Origin of the sequence: Corynebacterium sp. MSK310 (genome assembly GCF_030227355.1) — a bacterium.
In the GTDB taxonomy this organism is placed as follows: Bacteria; Actinomycetota; Actinomycetes; order Mycobacteriales; family Mycobacteriaceae; genus Corynebacterium; species Corynebacterium rhinophilum.
The window spans coordinates 17,139-36,654 of the sequence record NZ_JASPFZ010000004.1 but is presented as its reverse complement, the minus strand read 5'-3'; the positions used below and the strand labels follow the sequence as shown (position 1 = coordinate 36,654).

The following is a 19,516-nucleotide window of genomic DNA, read 5'->3' as shown; positions in this document are numbered from 1 at the left end:
GTGCTGCCTACCTGGGTGCTTGGCCGCGCAGATACTCACCCAGGTAGGGCAAGAGAAAGCGCACGGTTCCATAGCGGTGACTGGCGATGAGATCGCGTTCTAAAAGCAGCTTGCGGGCCATGGAAATGGCATTGGGAGTCTTGCCCAGGTGCGCCGCGATGGCACCGGTGGGAATATCAGGTCCGTGTTCGGCTTCCAGCTCCGCCATGGCGTTGAGAAAAGCGCGCTGGGCGTCAGGAACATTCTTCAACGCAATCTTGTGCACCTAGTTGCCCATATGCGCTGGAATCTCGCGCGCCATCGAGTACCGCATGGGTCCACGCCAAAGCGCCGACCAACTGCATTAGGTACGGATACCCCTGCACCAATGCGGTCGCCTCTTCCAAAGCGCGCTCGCTGAAACCGCGCCCAGCCGCGGTGGCGGTGCTATGCAGGGTCTCAGCTACGGTGGCATCATCAAGCAGCCCCAAATCCAGCCTTTGAGCGCGGCGCTAAGAGGTGGTGCCCTCGTGGTCCAATAGTTCTGCTACCCCGAAGGTCAATCCCGCGGCGGCGAAGGCGATATCGTACTCGCCCCGAATGAGATCCTGGATGGCGGTGGCAAGCTGCGCAAGCTCATCCACGGAAGCCGCTTGCACCTCATCGACAGTCAACAAGACGCCAGCATCATGCGCACGCGCGGCCTTCAAGAGGCTACGCAGCCGCGAGACCAAGCTGGGCTGGGCCTGGTTGTGGGGCAATTGTGTCGTCACAGATCCCACGCCCGCCACAGAGAATCCCGTGATCTTGCGGCCCGTCTTCTCCGTATAGTCCAGCTCCTCGATGGCTTCCGGAATCGTGGAATCGCGCAGCTGCGCTACCATCTGGGCATCCGCATAGGCGCGGATAACAACACACCCTAGGCGGCGCGCGGATTCTTCGAACTCATTGAGCAGCACGGTTTTGCCCACCCCGCGAGTACCGCTGACCAGCAAGGCGCGCTGCATGCTGCCCACACCACCCACGAGCCCATAGTTAAACGAGCTGATTTCAAATTCGCGCCCAGCCAGCTGCACCGGCGACGCGCCAAAACTGGGGCGAAAAGGATTCTTATCCGGAATCACTATGCCAGACCTTCCATTTAGATCTTTTAGAACTTCGCCGCCTCTTTAGAACTTTTAGATCTTTAAGTCATACGGAATGGCCGTTGACGCCTCACCCATTCAGTAAGGTGAGGGGCATGCTTTCCCAGTCCGTCGCCACCGCCTTGCGCCAAGAGATATCGGCCGGCAATTTTCAGCCCGGCGAGCAACTCAGCGAGGTAAAGGTAGCCGAGCAATTCGGTTGCTCCCGCAATACCCTCCGCGAGGCCTTCACCACGCTTACCGCCGAACGCCTGGTTGAACGCATCCCCCACCGCGGCGTTTTCATCGCCACCCCGGACGCCGCCTATATCCGCGATTTATTCGCCGCCCGCGCCGCCATCGAGCCGGCTGCCGCGCGGTGGGGCGCGTTTGCCGATGCCCCCTCGCTCATCTCCCTCGCATCCTCCGCCTTCGAATGCGCAAGGCGCGATAAACACCAGGAAGTCTCCTCCATTAACCAGCGCTTCCACCAAGCACTGGTAGCAGGACTTGATTCTCCCACCTTGGATGAGCAGATGAGCAACCTGCTCGCGCGCATGCGGCTTACCTTCTTATTGGTCATTCCCCGCTACCCGCAGCTGCACGCCGAGCACATTCAAGGCAACGTTGATGTGGCCACGCTCATCGCGGAGGGAAAACGCGAAGAGGCCACCACGCGCTTGCGCGATAGCCTCTTAGAAACCTGCGATACCATCTTGTCCTTCACAGACTAAGAAAGTAGCGGGGACAATGCCTAAGGGATGAGGTACTCCGCATCGCGGGCATTGGTCACCAGCATCTTGCCCGGCGCATGGGAAATGGCCAGCTCCGGCTTTGATTCCATCACGATGGCTTGCGGGGTGACCCCACACGCCCAAAAGACGGGCAAGCAGCCTTCTGGAATATCCACCGCATCACCAAAGTCTGGGTGCGCTAAATCCGCAATGCCGATAGCCGCTGGATCCCCCACGTGCACCGGCGCGCCATGCACGGATGGATAGCGGGAGGTAATGCGCACCGCATCGGAGACCTGCGATGCCGGAATCGGGCGCATCGATACCACCATCGGTCCGGAAAATACGCCCGCAGGAGTAGTAGGAATATTCGTCCGGTACATCGGCACATTGCGCTGCTGTTTGATATGCGCGATCTCTATGCCCGCATCTACCAGCGCTGTTTCAAAGGTAAACGAGCAGCCGATAAGGAAGCTGACCATGTCAGGGGTGTAATGGGAGGTGGCATCGGCAAGCGTGGCCGTGTGCTCACCATGCTCAAAGATGCGATAGGCCGGGATATCGGTGCGGATATCGCCGCCAGGCAGCAAATCCGAGGTGTACTGACCTGCCTCAAGCACGCCGACGATGGGGCACGGCTTGGGGTTGCGCTGGGCAAAAAGGAGGAAGTCGAAGGCGTATGCGCTGGGCAGCGAGAGCAGGTTGGCCTGCATGTAGCCTCGCGCGTGCCCGGCGGTGGTGGTCATCTCGTGGGTTCGCGCAAACTCGCGTACCTCTTCTGGCGTATGCATTATGCCCATATTGCTGTGATTCCTGAAACTGCTCGAAGCCCGATGAAGATGGTGAGCAACCAGACCAGGCTGCCAAGGATAAGCAGCCACTTTGGGTACTTATAACCTTGCAGCAGGTCCTTGCGGCGCCAGGCCACCCACATCACCAGCGCGAAGCCGATGGGAAGGATGAGCCCGTTAATCGCACCGGCGAAGATCAAGAGCTTTTGCGGCGCGGAGTTGATTATTACAAAAATGATCGTGCAGACCGTAATGAAGATGACGGTGAAGATATTGCGGGTCCGGGACGAAGTTTCCTGGGTGGTCACGAAGGATACCGAGGTATAAGCGGCACCGATGACGGAAGAGAGGCCTGCGGCAAAGAGCACCATGCCGAATGCGCGGAGGCCGAATTCACCGGCCGCGTGGTAGAAGGCATCGGCGGCAGTATTATTTTCTTTTAGCGTGACGCCGGTAGCTACCACGCCCAATACCGCCAAGAAGAGCAGCATGCGCATAATACCGGTGACGATGATGCCGCTGACGGAAGTCCGCGTAATGTTCTTGACGTTTTCAACGCCAGATAAGCCCGCATCGATCAACCGGTGCGCGCCGGCAAAAGTGATATAGCCGCCGACGGTGCCGCCGATGATGGTGGTGATGACAAAGAAATCGATTTCACCCGGCGCGACGGTATTCTTAAGCGCCTCCCCTACCGGCGGCTGGCTGACGATGGCCACATACAACATAAGCAGGATCATTACCGCGCCCAAGGCGGCCACAAGGCGGTCCAGCGCCATTCCAGCGCGGCGGGAGAGGAAGATGAACACCGCAATCGCCGCCGCAATGACGCCACCGATACGGGCATCGATGCCCAGCATCGCGTTCAGGCCCAAGCCTGCGCCGGCGATATTCCCGATATTAAAAATCGCCCCGCCGAAAAAGACGAAGCCTGCGAGCACCCAGCCCAATCCGGGCAGGACGGTATTGCCCAAGGTATTGGCGCGCATTCCCGTCACGCAGAGCACGCGCCACACATTAAGCTGGATGGCAATGTCCACCAAGATGGACAGCGCGATAGCGAAGGCAAAAGAAGCGCCCATCTGGACGGTAAAGACCGAAGTCTGGGTCAAAAAGCCCGGGCCAATGGCCGAGGTAGCCATGAGGAACATGGCGCCCGCCATGGCGCCAATGCCCTTGGGCGGGGTTTTCGCATCCGCCTGCGCATCCGCCTGTGCCGAGGCGGAAACTTGTTTTTCAGCACTCACTAGTTTCACCTTTCGTGACGCCGGTCTCTCTTAAATGTGATTCGCATCATCATAATTGTTATTGCGGAGGTTGTTCAACAACATCTATAGCTAGGGGTGCTTCGGGGGTGATCTACGCTACTTTTCCCGCCTTTCGCCCCAGGTATTCAACTATTGTCTCCACTACCCTATTCGGCTCATTGACCAGCTCTTTTGGCCCGAATCTCAATACGCTAAATTGCTGATTTTCGATTTCTCGTTGCCTGCGCATCTGTTCCTTGACCACTGTTTCCGGTGCTTTCCCATAAGTACCGTCGTACTTGGTATCCCCGTCGACCTCGATAATGAGCCACCCATCGATACATAAGTCAGCCCGGTACTTTCCCAATACACGAAATTGTGGGTACACAGTGGCCGTGGGAATCCTTTCAATAATCAACGCCCGCAACAGCGACTCGTACGGTGATTCAGAACCGGCATACGCATGCTCCACCACCATTCTCATGGGGATAGGCCCCTTCATCCGAGCCATTGCTGCCCGAGTTTCCTTCAGATCTTCTATCGAAACTAGGCCCGCACGCAATGCGGAATCGACCGCTACAAGCCCCTCCGGAAACCCATGTAACCTAGCGATATCCAAGCACGTTCGTGCCGGATTAGTCACCCGAACCCCGGACCTTTCTACCGATGTCTCCCCTATACGTGACATTCGGTAATACTTTCGCGGCCACTGCGTGTGCGGTGGAATGCTTCCTGAAGGTGAAGCGAGCTCAACGAGCTCTTTTCTCCTGGGAATCACCCAAATTCCCCAAATACGCGCAGCTGACTTAGCCACCAATGACGCGCGGTGCGCACTTAAGCCGGCCGCTAAAGTAAGGGCAAGCTGTTGCTTATGCCATGGCCAGCTTTCCCACGTCGTTGTTTTCACTGCAATCCATGGAGCGACTCGCTTTAATTCGCCCGTGTACAGCGCGGGATAGTAAGGACTAGTTGAACCTGCATAGCGAAGATTAATTAACTCATGATTTAACATGCTCTTTATCTTCGCTGCTTCCTAGAGAAACTGCTGAGCGTGATGCTCCAAATGGTCATATTCTGAGCTCCCCGCTGGGCATCCGCATTGAACGGGTCTAATCCCACGGAACGGGCGACTAGGACCTTTTGCGAAGGATAGGTAGTCGGTCGTTTTGGTCAGGGTTGGAAGGTCAGCCTCCTATGGTCAACCTCCACTGCAATAACTGAGCAAACTCGCTCCTCAAATATCGCAAATTCTCTTCAAATATTGCATAAGACCCTGCACTTTCGGAGCATCCTGAAACGGCTTTCCCACAGCCCGTTGCCACGCTTCCGGAAGAGCCCTTTGAGCAGCCGGTTGCAGAGCTTCTTGAAGCAGCTTATGCAAGGCATCCTGAAGAGCCCTTTGAGCAGCCCAGTGCACAGCTCTTTGTTGCACTGTTACGGGAGGGGCCGCAACGAGTCCTAAAACTATCGCGAACAGTCACGAATCGAGTCCACATCAGGCGCGTGCAGCTCACCGCTGGAATGGGGCGTGATTTACTAGAACCAATGGAACCCCTCGAGCTCTCAGCACTCACCGGCACGCAATCGCGTACCTACGGCACCCGCAAAATCACCAAGGACATGGTGTCTGCGCCGGTCCATGTGGCGATCGCGCTGTGGGATGAACGCTGGGATTCAGCGGAAGACGGAACCATCGAGGGGTGGGTCATCGCGGTCAACACTCCGCAGGCACGCTTCGTACGCAAAGGCCAGATCAAAAAGGGCGATATCGTCAAAGTTGCAGTAAGCGAGCTACAGCGCGCCCTGCGCGGAATCGATGGGCGTACCTGGATTGTCACTGGACGCAGGCAAAATGCGCTGCGATCGGCGCTCGAGAAGCGCGGCTATACGGTGACGGGGAGCTTTGCGGGGGAGAATCGGGCATCGGCAAGCGCGAGCTCCGCACGCCGCAAACAAGCTGGCTTGACCGCGCGGAAGGCCCGCAAGCTGGGCGAGGCCCCGAAGAAGAAGGAAGCAAACAAGGTCGAAACGCCAGAGGCGAAATGGTGGCCGAATTTCTCGCATACGACATCTTGGCCGGCGGGCGCGGTGGTGCGCATCGCTACCGATGCTTCCTCCGATACCGTATTTAAGGGTTCGATGTGTTTCGTGGCGGGAAACGGTGACTACCGCCTGCGCACCCGCGAGACGAAAGCTAGCACGGATGAACTGGAGTTAGAAGCGCTCACACTCGCCTTAAAGTACCTGCTCAAGGTAGGTGCGACGAAGGCCGTGATCGAATCCGATTCTGTTGCGGCATTGGATGCTGTCAACCACATTGTGCACAAGAAAGGCTCGAAGGCGGCTCGTCCGGGACGCAGGTGGCGCGGTGTCTCTTCTGGTGCGCGCTCCCGATTCCAACAGGCCTGGGGCGACCTAGAAGGCGCCTGCGAAGTGGATATTCGCCGTGTGCTCGGTCATGCCGGGGATCCGCTCAATCGCGCCGCCGATCAGATTGCGTATATGGGGCTGCGCGCCATTGCGCACCCCATGAAGCAATCGCGGGCTACCTTGCAAAGCGGGATCAGCAAGGCGCTCAAGGCGGTATAGCCCCAGTTACCTCCGCAGTCGCCGCCACAGGATTCGCGCTGCGGAATGCGGGGTCGCCGCAACCTCGCGTAGGTAATTGCGCGGCATCGACAGCCACGGCGTGCGCGCGGGGTGAACATTAATTGCAATGCCTAAATGCCAGGCCCACAATGTGGTGCGCAGGGCATGGAAATCGTTGGTGACCACCTGCAATACGGCATCTGGTGCAAGACTATGTGCGTTTTCTAAATTTTCATTTGTACTGGTAGCGGCCGGTTCCACAAGCACATTCCCAGGATCAACGCCTCGCTTGATGAGGTATTCGGCCATCGCGCCCGCTTCCCCGCGGCCAGAGACGATGACCGTCTGCCCAGAATAGAGTTCAAGCGTCTTATCCAAACGAGACCGCAGCATGGCGCCCGGATGACCGTGGGTGACACGGGAGCCCAAAACAAGGAGCGGATCGCGCGGGGAATTTTCCATGCTCATTAGCTTAGACCGGCGCGAACCCTTGACAGACACAGGTACTGAACCGTAACTTGAGACACAAGTGTGCAATCGATTGCACTACCCGTCGAAGCTGCTCTACCCCTGGGAGCCGAATTGGCCGCAACCACCCTCAAGCACGTAGCCGCCGCAGCTGGGGTGTCCATTTCCACCGCCTCGCGCGCGCTGGCAGGAAATCCAGCTATTTCCGCAGCCACCCGCAGGCGCGTAAAACAAGCAGCCGAACAGCTCAATTACCGCCCAAATGCCCAGGCACGCGCGCTGCGCAACGCACGGTCCAATGCCATCGGCCTCGTCATACCAAGCCTGGATAACTCGTATTTCGCCGCCATGGCCGCCGCAATTGAACAAGAAGCTAATGCTCACGGTGTCGCCACCATGATTACCAGCTGCGGCGAGGATCCTGCGCGTTTGGAACGCGCCCTCGATGCCCTCACGCAGCGGCAGGTCGATGGAATAATTACTGTTCCCCTCGATGACGCAGAAGACGCCATCCGCCAGGCCCACTCCCATCGGCCGTTGCTATTGATTGACCGAACACTGGGGGAATTTCCCGCCGTGATTTCTGATCCCACTCCAGGAATGCATAAGGCAATTGCGCAGCTCAAGGACAAAGGCCATACCTCGATTGGCTATCTTTCCGGCCCCCAAGAAACCTCTACCGGCAGGCAGCGCCTCGCTGTATTCACAGAAGCGGCTCGCGACCTTGATATCCACATTCACCACGGCAGCTTCCGGCACCGAGAGGGATACAAGGGTGCGATCGAACTACTCAATGCAGGGGTCACGGCCATCGTTGCCGCTGATTCAATGATGACTGCGGGCGCCTTAGAAGCCTGTCATAATTCCGGCAAGGCCATTGGAGAGGAAGTCGCACTCGTCGGTTTCGATGACTTCATTTACCTGCGCTTCCAACCGGCGCCCATTTCCGTGGTGGACCAAAACGTCGACCACATGGGCAAGATAGCCACCGCAGAACTCATCGCGGCCATCAAAAATAAGCGCCCGCCTCAAGGATCGATAATCGATACGCGATATATTCCCCGCATGTCCACTGCATTCACCGTAGAATCCGATTCAGAGGAGGAATTCCATGAGCAAACTCACCGTCGTCGGATCGATTAATGCTGACCTTATTGTCCACGCCGAACGCCACCCGCACCCCGGCGAAACCTTGCTGGGCTCTGGCGGCGAGATCCTCGCTGGCGGCAAGGGCGCGAACCAAGCGGTCGCCGCCGCGCAATTGGGCGCCAACGTAGCTTTCGTCGGCGCGGTCGGCTCCGACCCCTACGCCGAGCCCGCCATGCACTACATGCACAGCTCCGGCATCGATCTCAGCGCGGTGGAACAGTCCGATACCACTACCGGTTTGGCGGTCATCACGGTCTCCGCCGATGGCGAAAACACCATCGTCATCTCCCCCGGCGCGAACGCTCTTGTCGATGCCCCCTTCGTCACCGCCCGCCAATCCACCATCGCCGATGCGGACGTGGTCCTGCTCCAGGGCGAAATTCCCGCCTCCGGTTTCAAAGCCGCAGTCGATGCCGCCCAAGGACGCGTGGTTGTCAACCTCGCCCCGGTCATCGAGGTAGACCGCGACGCCCTCCTGCAAGCCGATCCCCTCATGGCCAACGAGCACGAGGCCGGCCTCATCCTCGAGCAACTAGGTCTTTCTTCCACCGGCACCCCGCGCGAGCTCGCCCACCGCCTGGTTTCCGCAGGCTTTAAATCGGTGGTGCTGACCCTCGGGGCCGAAGGCGCCTACGTAGCAACGCCCGATTCCAACACGGACATCCCCACCCCACAGATCACCGCGGTCGATACCACCGGCGCCGGCGATGCCTTTGCCGGAGCCTTTTGCACCAAGCTCCTTGAAGGCGCCACGCTTGTCGATGCCGCCACCTTCGCCGCCCGCGTCGGTGCCTTCGCCGCCACCAGCGCCGGCGCCCAGCCGTCCTATCCCACGACCTCTTCACAATTGTCAGAGGTCACGCAGAAATAAAAGCGTCCAGTTTTAAAGTCACTGCAATGGAAGGTCACATCAGCCATCATGCATAAGAGCCTTGGAAAGGATAGTAAGAATAAAGAGAGAAGCGGTAAGAGCGAGCCTAAAAAATGGAAAGCCTTTTTAATCTCGCTATTGATATTTCTGCTTGTCCCCTTACCTTTTGCTCTTTACCTTGGCGGCACTGAGTGGCTTTTCAATGGCGAAGAATCGGTACCGAAAGAATTCTGGGTTTCTTATGTACTAGGTTTCGTCGTTTTTATTGGTGGATTGCTCTGGATGCAGATCAAAGAGTGGTTCCACAATGACTCCAAGAATTCTAAACGGTAGCTGGCTGGAGTCTCCCCCTCTTTTAGCCGAAAAAGAAAGGAGCTCCTCCCTACTCCCCTAGCAGCTTCGAGCGCAGGTTCTTATCCTTCTGCTCGACTTCCTCTGCCATCTTTTCTTGGTAGGCAACCATCTTGTCTTGCAGCGCTGGGTCTCCGGCGCCCAGGATGCGGGCGGCCAGCAGGCCGGCGTTCTTTGCGCCGCCGATGGAGACGGTGGCCACTGGAACGCCGCTAGGCATCTGCACGATAGAAAGCAGGGAGTCTAGGCCATCGAGGTCCTTGAGTGCGCGCGGGATGCCGATAACGGGCAGCGGCGTGGCCGCGGCAACCATGCCCGGCAGGTGGGCGGCGCCACCGGCACAGGCGATGATGGCCTTAAGGCCCCGGGTGTGCGCTCCCTTGGCATAGGCCAGCATCTTTTCCGGGGTGCGGTGGGCGCTGACCACGCCAACCTCAAAGGGGATGCCGAAGTCCGCGAGGACTTCCGCTGCGGGTTCGACGGTGGGCCAATCCGAATCCGAGCCCATGATGATTCCTACCTGCGGTTCCATAATGTCCTTTCTAGGTTTTAAGAGTTATGCCCACGTTGCGTGCATGAGAAAGTGCGCGGCCTGGCGGGCGGCATCGCGGGTCTCATCGAGTGATGTACCAGCGACATTGACGTGGCCGATCTTGCGTCCAGCGCGGTGGTCCTTGCCGTACAGGTGAATCTTGGCGTGCGGGTAGCGTTCCATGACCTCGCGCACACGCTGCGGCATAGGCATCTTGGGATCTTCGTCCGCGCCGAGCACATTTGCCATAACGGTCACCGGGGCTAGGGCGTCCACCGCACCCAAGGGCAGGTCGAGTACGGCGCGCAGGTGCTGCTCGAACTGCGAGGTCACGCAACCATCCTGGGTCCAGTGGCCGGTATTGTGCGGGCGCATGGCCAATTCATTAACGGAGATATCCTCGCCACCTTCACCGTTGAAGGCGAAAAGCTCCACGGCTAGCACGCCGGTCACGCCGAGGGATTCGGCAATGCTTAGCCCCAGCGCAGAGGCGCGTTCTGCCAGCTCAGGCGAGAGATCGGGCGCGGGCGCGATGGCCTCGGCACAGATGCCGTTGGCCTGGCGGGACTGGGTAATGGGCCAGACCTTGGCTTCACCGGATGGGCGGCGCGCTACCAAGATGGACAGCTCGCGGGTCAGATCCACCTTCTCTTCGGCCATGAGCGGCGTGCCGGCATCTAATGGCTCGGCGACGAGCTCATCAAGATCGGCATCCGAGGGAAACCACACGCCCTTGCCGTCATAGCCACCGCGGCGGGCCTTGAGACAAACGCGCCCGTCTACGGCATCGAAAAAAGCGCGGGCATCAGCAACGGATTCGATTGCGCTAAACCGCGGAACGGGCGCCCCCAGTGCGGAGAGCTTTTCCCGCATGTCCAGCTTGTCCTGGGCATAGCGCAGGGCGCTGGGCTGGGGCTGGACGTTAAAGGAGGCATCGATAAGCGCGGCGGAATGCTCATTGGGCACATGCTCATGCTCGAAGGTAACCGCATCCGCGCCGCGGGCTGCCGCGAGCAGATCCTCGTACTTGTGATAATCGCCCACCACGATGTCCGGGGTGACCTGCGCGGTCGAAGAATCCGGGCTACCAGCAAGAATCCGCAGATGAATATCGAGTTCAGCGGCGGCAGGCTGCATCATGCGCGCCAGCTGACCATCGCCACAGACAGTTACAATAGGTTTTGAGACACTCACGCCCACAATATTAGCTTGGATACCATGTTTACCCGTCATTCGATCTTCCAGAACTCCCTCATGAGCGCCCTCCTTGATGGCATTTATGACGGCGAGATGACCATCTCTGAGCTGCTAGGAAAGGGCAATTTCGGCATCGGTACCTTTAATGGCCTCGATGGTGAAATGATTATCCTGGACGGGACCTGCTACCAACTGCGCGGCGATGGCTCCGCACGGGTTGCGGACTTGGACCAGCAAACCCCTTATGCCGTGGCCACCAACTTTGTGCCGCGCATTCTTGTCGATGCCCCACGGGGCCTGCGCCGCGACGAGCTTTCCGCCTTCATCGATGAGGTGGAACCTTCCGCCAACTACATGTACGCGGTCCGTATCACGGGCAGGTTCTCTGAGGTCACCACGCGCACCGTGGTCAAACAAACCAAGCCCTATCCCCCAATGACCAAGGCGGTCGGTGGCGATAAAGAGCTGCACTTTAGCGATGTCGAAGGCGTCATCGGCGGCTTCCGCACTCCCGTGTACGAGCGCGGGATTTCGGTGCCAGGATGCCACGTGCACTTTATCGACGCCGCGCGTAAGTCCGGCGGACATGTGCTGGATTACACCGTGGATGAGGCGAAAATCGAGCTCTGCCCCGGTTCCGATCTAGAACTGCGCCTGCCGCTGACCCAAGAATTCAGCAGCGCTAACCTCGCACCGGAGGATCTTGATAAGCAATTACACTCGACCGAGGTTAAAACCAAGGGCGATCATTAATAATCTCTGCTACCTGCTTTGACTTGGCTACGGTGGGAAAATACATGGCCCTGTCCCAGCCATTGAGCGCAATGGAGATACCGCCGCGGCGCTTGCGGGCGCCGCGAATATCTTCCAGCGGAATTGAATCGATGTGGCGGCCTTCCCGCACAATGACGCGGCGATTGGTCACGATGAACCGCTTGCGGCGAGCCTTATAAAACGGAATGAGAAAGCGCCACGTGCTCAGCCCGGCCCACAAGACGACGAGCCCGTTGCGCAGCATGGGTTCTACTCCCTGGGCATCGCACCAGCCGATGGCAATCCACAGCACGCCCGTAATGAGGATGAGCTCCAGAAATGGGAAAACGAGCGCGCGAAATGGCGCGGATACATCCGCGCGCTTGACCTCGCCTTGGCCCATCTTCATCAATCCCATAGCCATGGATAGTACCAGTGCGAGGCAGCGCTACTCGGACTGCGCGAACTACCACCCGACGCCTGCTGCGCGTCGCCTGCCGCGCGATACCTATCGCGCGGCGACTATCGCGCGGCGCCGATCGTGCGACATCTAACGTGCGGCGCCTATCGCGCCGGACGCAGATGCGTCACGTCACCGGCGGAGTAGTACTCGCCTGCGACGTTAATGCGGCCGTCCTCACCAATGCCCTCAACACGGCCGATGACATCGCCAGTCGGGGTCTCCAGCCGCACCTCCTGGTCAATGGATGAGCACACCGCGCGGTAATCCTGCATAAGCTGCGGATCCTGGTTCTCCCACTGCGTAATGCGGCGGCGCAGGTTTTTCAGCACGGTAATGGCCAGCTCGGTGCGGTCGGTATCGCGGCCTTCCAGAGCCAACGAGGTGGCCTTTTCAATGGGCAATTCTTCGCGGCTGAGCGTGACATTAATACCCATGCCTACGACCACGCGCGCAGAGGGCGCCTGCCCGCCGACGGCCTTATTTACTTCGGCTTTATTGACTTCAGCTTTGTTGACCTCAGCCTTGTTCAACTCAGTTTTATTCAGTTCTGCCTTATTGACCTCAGTCTTCGGTGCGGACTTGAAGGCTTGGCCCACGGGACCGGCCTCGGCAAGGATGCCGCAGAGTTTATTGCCATCGATATGCACGTCATTCGGCCATTTCAGCACGGAGCCCTCGATGGAATCGGTCACGGCCAGGCCCGCAGCCAGCGGAAGCGTGCCCAAGTGGTCGAGAGAATCGGGCAAAAGCAGCACGGAAAAGATCACCTGGGATTCGGCTGGCGCCGTCCACGCCCGGCCGAGGCGGCCTTTGCCGGACAACTGCTCATCGGCAAGCAGCACGGTGCCATCGGTGACATTGATGGCCTGCATCAGATCGGTATTGGTGGAACCGGTCTGATCCACAAAATCGATGGTGGTGAAGTCCTCTGCCAGGGCGGTGCGGATGCGGTGCTTATCAAGTGCAGTCATAGATTCCAAGATACCGTCCGCTGGTGGTGCTAGTGTGTTGCGCATGGCAAAGGTCACTTTTGAAAAGGTAAATATCACTTACCCCGGCGCGGCGGCGCCCACCGTGAAGGAATTGGACCTAGAAATCGCGGACGGCGAGTTCCTCGTTTTGGTGGGCCCTTCTGGCTGCGGCAAGTCCACGACGCTGCGCGCGCTGGCCGGCCTTGAACCAACGTCTAGTGGCCGGATTCTCATCGATGATACGGATGTCACGGGCCTTGAACCGGGTGATCGCGATATTGCGATGGTTTTTCAAAATTATGCGCTCTACCCGCACCTTTCGGTGGAAGAAAACATGGGCTTTTCGCTCAAGCTGGCGAAGCTCCCCAAGGCTGAAATCAAGCAAAAGGTCCAGGAAGCCGCAGAGATGCTGGGGTTGAGCGAGTTCCTTAAGCGCAAGCCCAAGGACCTCTCGGGCGGTCAGCGCCAGCGCGTTGCCATGGGCCGTGCCATTGTGCGCAACCCTAAGGCCTTCCTCATGGATGAGCCGCTCTCTAACCTGGATGCGAAGCTGCGCGTGCAAACCCGTACGGAGCTTGCGAGCCTGCAGCAGCGCCTTGGTACCACCACGGTCTATGTCACCCACGACCAGGTCGAGGCCATGACGCTGGGGCACCGAGTCGCGGTGCTGAAAGATGGCGAATTGCAACAGGTTGCCCCGCCGCGCGAACTTTATGCGGAACCGGCCAACGAGTTCGTCGCCGGCTTTATTGGTTCGCCTGCAATGAATATCTTTGACCACGACGGCGAGCGCCTGGGGGTGCGCCCGGAAAATATGCACCTCAATGAGGGGGCTGAGGGACTGCGCGGCGTGGTCGACCTGGTTGAAGAGTTGGGTTCCGAATCCTTTATCTACGCCACGGTGGGTAGCGCACGGTTCGTGGCCCGGTGTGAAGGCACCCCGCCGCAGCGCGGTGAGGAGGTTGTATTGACCTTTGATGCAAGCGCTGCACACCGCTTTGACCCAGAAACCGGGCGACGTATCTCCACCTCCTAAATTACCCCCCATTTAGAGGTGAATAATCAAAATCTATTCTGCGCGCGGTGTTTGTAAATTATTTTTAAGGAACACCCAAGCTTTCTGAAAGGTGAATTCCCATGAAGAAGTACTTCATTCGCACCACAGTCGCCACCACGGCAGTATTGGCGCTGGCAGGCTGCTCCACGTCTGACGACGGTGCAGATAACGCGGATGGCTCCGCATCCGGTTCCGGCGCTGACTCCCACGGCCCCATCACCTTTGCCATGGGCAAGAACGACACGGATAAGATCACTCCCATCATCGATAAGTGGAATGAAGAAAATCCGGATGAAAAGGTCACCCTCAAGGAGCTCGCGGGCGAGGCCGATGCCCAGCGCGAAACCCTGGTGCAGTCCCTCCAGGCTGGCAATGATGACTACGATGTCATGGCCCTCGACGTGGTCTGGACCGCGGAATTCGCCGCCAACCAGTGGCTCCAGCCGCTTAACGGTGACTTCGAGACCGATACCTCGGAACTCTTGCCCGCCACCGTGGAATCGGCCATCTACAACGACGTGCTGTATGCGCTCCCGCAAAACACCAACGGCCAGCTCCTCTTCCGCAATACTGAGCTCGCGGACGCTACCCCGGAGAAATTCGCTGACCTCGAATCCGCCTGCAAGGCCCTGGAAGATGACAAGAAGTGCCTGACCACCCAGCTCAAGCAGTACGAGGGCTTGGCTTTGAACACCGCCGGCTTCATGGAGGGCTGGGGCGGCTCGGTGCTTGACGATGACGGCAATGCCACCGTCGACTCCAAGGAAGCCCAGGAAGGCCTGCAGGCCATGGTGGATGCTTATGAAGACGAAATCATCTCCAAGGACTCCACCGCCGCCACCGAGGAAGAGACCAACATGGCCTTCACCGAAGGCAAGACCGCCTTCGCAGTGAACTGGCCCTACATGTACACCAATGCCGTAGATGCCGGCATTGACGTTGAGGTCCAAGCACCGCTGGGCAAGGATGGCGTTGGCGTGTCCACCTTGGGCGGCTACAACAACGGCATCAACATCAATTCCAAGAACAAGGGCACCGCCCTGGACTTCATGAACTTCATCATCAATGAGGAGAACCAGAAGTCCTTTGCTGAGCAGTCCTTCCCGCCGGTTCTTTCCTCCATCTACGATGATCCACAGTTGCAGGAGGAATTCCCCTACTTGCCAGCGCTGAAGGAATCCCTAGAAAACGCCGCACCGCGTCCGGTATCGCCGTTCTATTCCGCCATCTCTAAGGCCATTCAGGACAACGCTTATGCCGCGCTTACCGATGGCAAGTCCGTCGAGGATGCCACCTCCGATATGAAGGCGGCCATCGATTCTGCTTCGCAGGGTTAAAGAAGCCCTCCCTGGACCTCGTATCCTACGGGCAGGGAGCATGCTGAAAAGCGAGAAATATATAGCGAACCGCTAGTACACAAATGGGTGAGGAAGGCGCATATGCCACTGCCTCACCCTTTGTGGTTTTCCCGTCCCAGTTGGGGATAGAATCTAGCGCACTAGAAATCATCTGAATCAGAAAGGCGAACTCCCGTGGTCACCACTTCGCCGACGCAACAGAAGCACCCTCGATCGAAAAAGCCCAAGCGCGCCTCTAGCACCTCCAGGTTTGCCAATTTCGGGCGCCCGGCCGCGCTGATCGCCCCGGCGCTCATCGTACTGGGCATTATCATCGGCTATCCCATCGTGCGCGCGGTCATCCTGTCTTTCCAGGGAAACCGGCAGCTCAACCCCAAAACGGGTCTCTTTGAAGAAGGCAGTTTTGCCGGGCTAGACAATTACCTGTACTGGATCAATAACCGCTGTGTGTCCGGTGCGGGTGAAATCACGACGTGTCCGCCCGGAGTTATCGCCACCGACTTTTGGCCCGCCGTAAAAATCACGCTGTTTTTCACCGTGGTCACGGTCGCCCTGGAGACCATTCTCGGCATGTTCATGGCCATCATCATGAACGGCGAGTACCGCGGCCGCGGCTTAGTGCGCGCTGCCGTGCTTATCCCCTGGGCCATTCCTACCGCCGTGACGGCCAAGCTGTGGCAGTTCATGTTCGCCCCGGACGGCATAGTCAATTCCTTGCTGGGCGCGAATATCGCCTGGACCACGGACCCGTTTTATGCGCGCTTTGCCGTCATCATCGCAGACGTGTGGAAGACCGCACCGTTTATGGCCCTGCTCATCCTGGCTGGCCTGCAGATAATCCCCAAGGATGTCTACGATGCCGCCCGCGTCGATGGCGCTAACCGCATCCAAACCTTCTTCCGCATCACCCTGCCGCTAGTGCGCCCAGCCCTGATGGTGGCCGTGCTCTTCCGCACCCTGGATGCGCTGCGCATGTATGACCTTCCCGTCATCATGATTTCGAGCTCCTCTAATTCCCCTACCGCCACCATTTCCCAGCTGGTGGTGGAAGATATGCGCCAAGGTAACTTCAATTCCGCCTCGGCGCTATCCACCCTTATCTTCTTGCTCATCTTCTTCGTCGCCTTCATCCTCATCCGCTTCCTAGGCGCGGATGTCTCCGGCAGAAAGGGTGCAAAATAATGCGTAAATTCGGACACTACGCGGGCATTATCTTCATCATGTTCTGGGGCCTTGCCCCTTTTTATTGGATGGTGGTCACCGCCCTGCGCAGCCAGGAATTCACCTTCGATACCACGCCCTGGCCAACGCATATCACGCTCGATAATTTCCGCGATGCCCTCGCAACGGATAAGGGCAATGACTTCCTCGGCGCGCTGGGCAATTCGCTGTTCATCTCGCTCGCAACCACCACGGTAGCCGTCTTAGTCGGCGTATTTACCGCGTATGCGCTCTCCCGCTATGACTTTCCCGGCAAGGGTATTGTCACCGGCATCATCCTGGCGGCCTCCATGTTCCCTGCCATCGCGCTGGTTACCCCGCTCTTCCAGCTCTTTGGCCGCCTAGAGTGGATCGGCACCTACCGGGCGATGATCATCCCAAATATCTCCTTCGCCCTGCCACTAACGGTCTATACCCTGCTCAGCTTTTTCCGGCAGCTGCCGTGGGAGCTTGAGGAGGCTGCCCGTGTGGATGGCGCTTCACGTGCCCAGGCCTTCCGCCTCATCCTCCTGCCTCTGGCCGCACCGGCACTGTTTACCACCGCGATCATCGCCTTTATCACCACGTGGAATGAATTCATGTTGGCCAAGCAGCTGTCCACGACTGCGACCGAGCCGGTCACGGTGGCCATCGCCCGTTTCTCTGGCCCCTCGGCCTTCGAGTACCCTTATGCCGCAACCATGGCGGCTGGTGCATTGGTGACCATTCCGCTTATCATCATGGTGCTCATTTTCCAGCACCGCATCGTCGCCGGGCTTACCGCAGGAGGTGTCAAGGCCTAATGCGCCGGTCCCTGCTGTGGGATTCGCTTCTCGGATTCCTCGGCTTCTTCGCGTGTCTTGCGGTTATCCAAGCCGTGGTGAACCTATTTGAAGACTCTCCCGCCGTATGGCCCGGCCTAGTGGCCGGCGCGCTGTGCGCACTGACCTATCTTGCGTGGCGGGCAAAAAGAAAGGATCTGCAATGAGCTGGTACCACAACGCCGTCTTCTATCAAGCCCTCGTGGGCTCCTTTAAGGACTCTGGCAATAACGAGGCCGAAAATAAGGGCATCGGTACGCTGCGCGGGGTCATCGACAAGCTGGATTACCTCCAGTGGTTGGGCGTGGACTGCCTCTGGCTCTCGCCGTTTTATGCCTCGCCGCTGCGCGATGACGGCTACGATATCGCCGATTATTACTCCATCCACCCCGATTACGGCACGATGGCGGATTTCGAGGAACTGGTTGAGGAATTGCACCGCCGCGATATGCGCATCATGACGGACCTGGCGCTCAACCACACCAGCTCCGACCACCCGTGGTTCCAGGCCTCGCGCTCCGATCCGGATGGCCCGTTTGGGGATTTCTACGTCTGGGGCGATGACCCCGAGCGCTACCCCGAAATCCGCGTCATTTTCACCGACGTCGAGACCTCCAACTGGACCTGGGACGAGGAGCGCCAGCAGTACTATTTCCACCGCTTTTACTCCCACCAGCCGGATCTCAATTACGATAACCCGGACGTGCAGGATGAGGTCTTTAATATCTTGTCCTTCTGGATGGACAAAGGCCTTGATGGCCTGCGCCTCGATGCCATTGCGTACCTCTTCGAGCGCGATGAGCTCGGCGGCGAATCCCTGCCGGAGACGGTGGAGTTCGTGGAAAAGATTCGCTCCTTTATGGATACCCACTATCCCGAGGCCGTCCTCATTGCGGAGGCCAACCAGCCGCCCAAGGAGACCATGGATTTCTACGGCTCCGGCAACCGCTTCCACATGGTCTTCAACTTCCCGGTCATGCCGCGGCTGTACCAAGCGCTCGCGCTTGGCGATGCCACCCCCGTCTACGACATCCTCGACCAACTACCGCCGCTGCCCGAGGGCTGCCAGTGGGGTACCTTCCTGCGCAACCACGACGAATTGACCTTGGAAATGGTTGACGATGATGTCCGTGAGCTGATGTATCAGACCTACCTGCCAGAGGAAGGCATGCGGGCGCACGTGGGCATCGCCAGGCGGCTCATGCCGTTGATGGGTGGGGACCGCCGCAAGGTGGAGCTGATGTTTTCGCTGCTGATGACCCTGCCGGGAGCGCCATTTATTTATTATGGCGATGAAATCGGCATGCTCGATGACACCTCTTTGCCGGATCGTTATGCCGTTCGCACCCCCATGCAGTGGGACGATAGCGAAACCGCGGGCTTTAGCGCGCGCACCCCGGCGCGGCTGCCTATCGTCGGCGGCACGTCCGTGGAATCTCAGCTCAACGATGCCACTTCCCTGCTCCACAGCGTGCGCACCATGATTGCAGAGCGCCACGCGCACCCCGACCTGGGAACGGCACCCTGCGAGCCAGTGGAAACCGGTAAGGAAAGTGTGCTCGGTTACCAGCGCGGCGACCTGTTGTGCCTGCACAATTTCAGCGACCGCTCCGTTGACCTAGGCCCCGTCGAGCTCGGACCTTACGGATACGCCTGGTTGCCGGCCTAGAGCGGCTGTCTTTGGCCCGGCATGACCGCTGCACGGCCAGCCATGCCGGTGGATGGGCCTGCTTTTGCAATTTGTGCATCCTCCACTGCGATAACTGAGCAAACCCGGCCCTCAGATATCGCAAATCTTCCTCAAATGTTGCAGAGGACCCTGCACTTTGGAGGATGCACTTCAGAGGATGCACTTTGGAGG

22 protein-coding genes are annotated in these 19,516 nt (G+C 58.7%); 12 read left to right on the top strand and 10 right to left on the bottom strand.

Annotated elements, in window-relative coordinates:
- Positions 1-7 precede the first annotated feature (7 nt).
- Both QP891_RS04815 and QP891_RS04810 read right to left on the bottom strand, forming a co-directional pair.
- Positions 8-250, bottom strand: a complete 243-nt coding sequence (locus tag QP891_RS04815) for a DUF8462 domain-containing protein (RefSeq protein ID WP_284770061.1) — start codon at positions 248-250, stop codon at positions 8-10.
- 241 nt (positions 251-491) lie between these two features.
- Positions 492-1,103 carry an ATP-binding protein gene (locus QP891_RS04810; RefSeq protein ID WP_284770062.1) on the bottom strand — a complete coding sequence of 204 codons (612 nt, stop codon included), beginning with the start codon at positions 1,101-1,103 and terminating at the stop codon, positions 492-494.
- Positions 1,104-1,219: 116 nt separating this feature from the next.
- Here QP891_RS04810 and QP891_RS04805 point away from each other — a divergent pair, with 116 nt between their 5' ends.
- Positions 1,220-1,837, top strand: coding sequence for a GntR family transcriptional regulator (locus QP891_RS04805; RefSeq protein ID WP_284770063.1), 618 nt, complete (start codon positions 1,220-1,222; stop codon positions 1,835-1,837).
- A gap of 20 nt (positions 1,838-1,857) precedes the next feature.
- On the opposite strand, the gene QP891_RS04800 is transcribed toward QP891_RS04805, so the two are convergent.
- The 3 genes from QP891_RS04800 to QP891_RS04790 all read right to left on the bottom strand — a co-directional run bounded on the left by QP891_RS04800 (position 1,858) and on the right by QP891_RS04790 (position 4,386).
- Positions 1,858-2,637 (bottom strand): putative hydro-lyase, encoded by a 780-nt coding sequence (locus tag QP891_RS04800; protein WP_284770064.1) that lies wholly within the window; start codon positions 2,635-2,637, stop codon positions 1,858-1,860.
- Positions 2,628-3,791: an NRAMP family divalent metal transporter gene (locus QP891_RS04795; protein WP_284770101.1), complete on the bottom strand. Its 1,164-nt coding sequence runs from the start codon at positions 3,789-3,791 to the stop codon at positions 2,628-2,630. Before QP891_RS04795 ends, QP891_RS04800 begins: the two co-directional genes overlap by 10 nt.
- Positions 3,792-3,987: 196 nt before the next feature.
- Positions 3,988-4,386: an endonuclease domain-containing protein gene (locus tag QP891_RS04790; protein ID WP_284770065.1), complete on the bottom strand. Its 399-nt coding sequence runs from the start codon at positions 4,384-4,386 to the stop codon at positions 3,988-3,990.
- A 1,034-nt stretch (positions 4,387-5,420) separates the two neighbouring features.
- Here QP891_RS04790 and QP891_RS04785 point away from each other — a divergent pair.
- Positions 5,421-6,464 carry an RNase H family protein gene (locus QP891_RS04785; protein WP_284770066.1) on the top strand — a complete coding sequence of 348 codons (1,044 nt, stop codon included), beginning with the start codon at positions 5,421-5,423 and terminating at the stop codon, positions 6,462-6,464.
- 6 nt (positions 6,465-6,470) lie between these two features.
- On the opposite strand, the gene QP891_RS04780 is transcribed toward QP891_RS04785, so the two are convergent.
- Complete coding sequence (locus tag QP891_RS04780) at positions 6,471-6,926, bottom strand: YdcF family protein (RefSeq protein WP_284770067.1); 456 nt, start codon at positions 6,924-6,926, stop codon at positions 6,471-6,473.
- A 120-nt stretch (positions 6,927-7,046) separates the two neighbouring features.
- On the opposite strand from QP891_RS04780, the gene QP891_RS04775 reads away from it, so the two are divergent.
- Genes QP891_RS04775 through QP891_RS04765 form a run of 3 tightly spaced genes read left to right on the top strand, consistent with a single transcriptional unit; the run spans position 7,047 to position 9,285 of the window.
- Complete coding sequence (locus QP891_RS04775) at positions 7,047-8,075, top strand: LacI family DNA-binding transcriptional regulator (RefSeq protein WP_284770068.1); 1,029 nt, start codon at positions 7,047-7,049, stop codon at positions 8,073-8,075.
- On the top strand, positions 8,044-8,952 hold the full coding sequence (locus QP891_RS04770) for a ribokinase (protein WP_284770069.1): 909 nt from the start codon (positions 8,044-8,046) through the stop codon (positions 8,950-8,952). Before QP891_RS04775 ends, QP891_RS04770 begins: the two co-directional genes overlap by 32 nt.
- Before the next feature lie 48 nt (positions 8,953-9,000).
- Positions 9,001-9,285: a hypothetical protein gene (locus tag QP891_RS04765; protein WP_284770070.1), complete on the top strand. Its 285-nt coding sequence runs from the start codon at positions 9,001-9,003 to the stop codon at positions 9,283-9,285.
- Positions 9,286-9,334: 49 nt separating this feature from the next.
- Here QP891_RS04765 and purE read toward each other — a convergent pair whose 3' ends face one another.
- Positions 9,335-9,835, bottom strand: coding sequence for a 5-(carboxyamino)imidazole ribonucleotide mutase (gene purE / locus QP891_RS04760; RefSeq protein ID WP_284770071.1), 501 nt, complete (start codon positions 9,833-9,835; stop codon positions 9,335-9,337).
- A gap of 24 nt (positions 9,836-9,859) precedes the next feature.
- The gene (locus QP891_RS04755) at positions 9,860-11,068 is read right to left on the bottom strand and encodes a 5-(carboxyamino)imidazole ribonucleotide synthase (protein ID WP_284770072.1); all 1,209 of its coding nucleotides are present in this window, start codon (positions 11,066-11,068) and stop codon (positions 9,860-9,862) included.
- Between QP891_RS04755 and budA the strand changes: the two genes are divergently transcribed.
- Positions 11,054-11,785 (top strand): acetolactate decarboxylase, encoded by a 732-nt coding sequence (gene budA, locus QP891_RS04750; protein WP_284770073.1) that lies wholly within the window; start codon positions 11,054-11,056, stop codon positions 11,783-11,785. The two genes, QP891_RS04755 and budA, sit on opposite strands and share 15 nt — an antisense overlap.
- Here the strand turns inward: budA and QP891_RS04745 are convergent.
- Together QP891_RS04745 and QP891_RS04740 are read right to left on the bottom strand one after the other, a co-directional pair.
- Positions 11,763-12,203 carry a YdbT family protein gene (locus QP891_RS04745; protein ID WP_284770074.1) on the bottom strand — a complete coding sequence of 147 codons (441 nt, stop codon included), beginning with the start codon at positions 12,201-12,203 and terminating at the stop codon, positions 11,763-11,765. The genes budA and QP891_RS04745 overlap by 23 nt on opposite strands.
- A gap of 146 nt (positions 12,204-12,349) precedes the next feature.
- Positions 12,350-13,219, bottom strand: coding sequence for a biotin--[acetyl-CoA-carboxylase] ligase (locus QP891_RS04740; protein ID WP_284770075.1), 870 nt, complete (start codon positions 13,217-13,219; stop codon positions 12,350-12,352).
- Positions 13,220-13,262: 43 nt separating this feature from the next.
- Between QP891_RS04740 and QP891_RS04735 the strand changes: the two genes are divergently transcribed.
- From QP891_RS04735 to QP891_RS04710, 6 genes are all read left to right on the top strand, one after another.
- Positions 13,263-14,255: an ABC transporter ATP-binding protein gene (locus QP891_RS04735; RefSeq protein WP_284770076.1), complete on the top strand. Its 993-nt coding sequence runs from the start codon at positions 13,263-13,265 to the stop codon at positions 14,253-14,255.
- Between the two features lie 101 nt (positions 14,256-14,356).
- Positions 14,357-15,613, top strand: a complete 1,257-nt coding sequence (locus tag QP891_RS04730) for an ABC transporter substrate-binding protein (RefSeq protein ID WP_284770077.1) — start codon at positions 14,357-14,359, stop codon at positions 15,611-15,613.
- Between the two features lie 195 nt (positions 15,614-15,808).
- Positions 15,809-16,816: a carbohydrate ABC transporter permease gene (locus QP891_RS04725; protein ID WP_284770078.1), complete on the top strand. Its 1,008-nt coding sequence runs from the start codon at positions 15,809-15,811 to the stop codon at positions 16,814-16,816.
- Positions 16,816-17,637: a carbohydrate ABC transporter permease gene (locus tag QP891_RS04720; protein WP_284770079.1), complete on the top strand. Its 822-nt coding sequence runs from the start codon at positions 16,816-16,818 to the stop codon at positions 17,635-17,637. Before QP891_RS04725 ends, QP891_RS04720 begins: the two co-directional genes overlap by 1 nt.
- Positions 17,637-17,822: a hypothetical protein gene (locus tag QP891_RS04715; protein ID WP_023028381.1), complete on the top strand. Its 186-nt coding sequence runs from the start codon at positions 17,637-17,639 to the stop codon at positions 17,820-17,822. Before QP891_RS04720 ends, QP891_RS04715 begins: the two co-directional genes overlap by 1 nt.
- Positions 17,819-19,324 (top strand): alpha-amylase family protein, encoded by a 1,506-nt coding sequence (locus QP891_RS04710; RefSeq protein ID WP_284770080.1) that lies wholly within the window; start codon positions 17,819-17,821, stop codon positions 19,322-19,324. Before QP891_RS04715 ends, QP891_RS04710 begins: the two co-directional genes overlap by 4 nt.
- The last annotated feature ends 192 nt before the right edge of the window (positions 19,325-19,516 follow it).

What these genes read in the sequence shown, in the direction of transcription:
- QP891_RS04805 (WP_284770063.1), top strand. Translation starts at nt 1,220, where the DNA reads ATGCTTTCCCAGTCCGTCGCCACCGCCTTGCGCCAAGAGATATCGGCC.
- QP891_RS04800 (WP_284770064.1), bottom strand. Translation starts at nt 2,637, where the DNA reads ATGGGCATAATGCATACGCCAGAAGAGGTACGCGAGTTTGCGCGAACC.
- QP891_RS04795 (WP_284770101.1), bottom strand. Translation starts at nt 3,791, where the DNA reads ATGGCGGGCGCCATGTTCCTCATGGCTACCTCGGCCATTGGCCCGGGC.
- QP891_RS04790 (WP_284770065.1), bottom strand. Translation starts at nt 4,386, where the DNA reads ATGGCTCGGATGAAGGGGCCTATCCCCATGAGAATGGTGGTGGAGCAT.
- QP891_RS04785 (WP_284770066.1), top strand. Translation starts at nt 5,421, where the DNA reads ATGGAACCCCTCGAGCTCTCAGCACTCACCGGCACGCAATCGCGTACC.
- QP891_RS04780 (WP_284770067.1), bottom strand. Translation starts at nt 6,926, where the DNA reads ATGGAAAATTCCCCGCGCGATCCGCTCCTTGTTTTGGGCTCCCGTGTC.
- QP891_RS04770 (WP_284770069.1), top strand. Translation starts at nt 8,044, where the DNA reads ATGAGCAAACTCACCGTCGTCGGATCGATTAATGCTGACCTTATTGTC.
- QP891_RS04765 (WP_284770070.1), top strand. Translation starts at nt 9,001, where the DNA reads ATGCATAAGAGCCTTGGAAAGGATAGTAAGAATAAAGAGAGAAGCGGT.
- purE (WP_284770071.1), bottom strand. Translation starts at nt 9,835, where the DNA reads ATGGAACCGCAGGTAGGAATCATCATGGGCTCGGATTCGGATTGGCCC.
- budA (WP_284770073.1), top strand. Translation starts at nt 11,054, where the DNA reads ATGTTTACCCGTCATTCGATCTTCCAGAACTCCCTCATGAGCGCCCTC.
- QP891_RS04755 (WP_284770072.1), bottom strand. Translation starts at nt 11,068, where the DNA reads ATGACGGGTAAACATGGTATCCAAGCTAATATTGTGGGCGTGAGTGTC.
- QP891_RS04745 (WP_284770074.1), bottom strand. Translation starts at nt 12,203, where the DNA reads ATGGGATTGATGAAGATGGGCCAAGGCGAGGTCAAGCGCGCGGATGTA.
- QP891_RS04740 (WP_284770075.1), bottom strand. Translation starts at nt 13,219, where the DNA reads ATGACTGCACTTGATAAGCACCGCATCCGCACCGCCCTGGCAGAGGAC.
- QP891_RS04735 (WP_284770076.1), top strand. Translation starts at nt 13,263, where the DNA reads ATGGCAAAGGTCACTTTTGAAAAGGTAAATATCACTTACCCCGGCGCG.
- QP891_RS04730 (WP_284770077.1), top strand. Translation starts at nt 14,357, where the DNA reads ATGAAGAAGTACTTCATTCGCACCACAGTCGCCACCACGGCAGTATTG.
- QP891_RS04720 (WP_284770079.1), top strand. Translation starts at nt 16,816, where the DNA reads ATGCGTAAATTCGGACACTACGCGGGCATTATCTTCATCATGTTCTGG.
- QP891_RS04715 (WP_023028381.1), top strand. Translation starts at nt 17,637, where the DNA reads ATGCGCCGGTCCCTGCTGTGGGATTCGCTTCTCGGATTCCTCGGCTTC.
- QP891_RS04710 (WP_284770080.1), top strand. Translation starts at nt 17,819, where the DNA reads ATGAGCTGGTACCACAACGCCGTCTTCTATCAAGCCCTCGTGGGCTCC.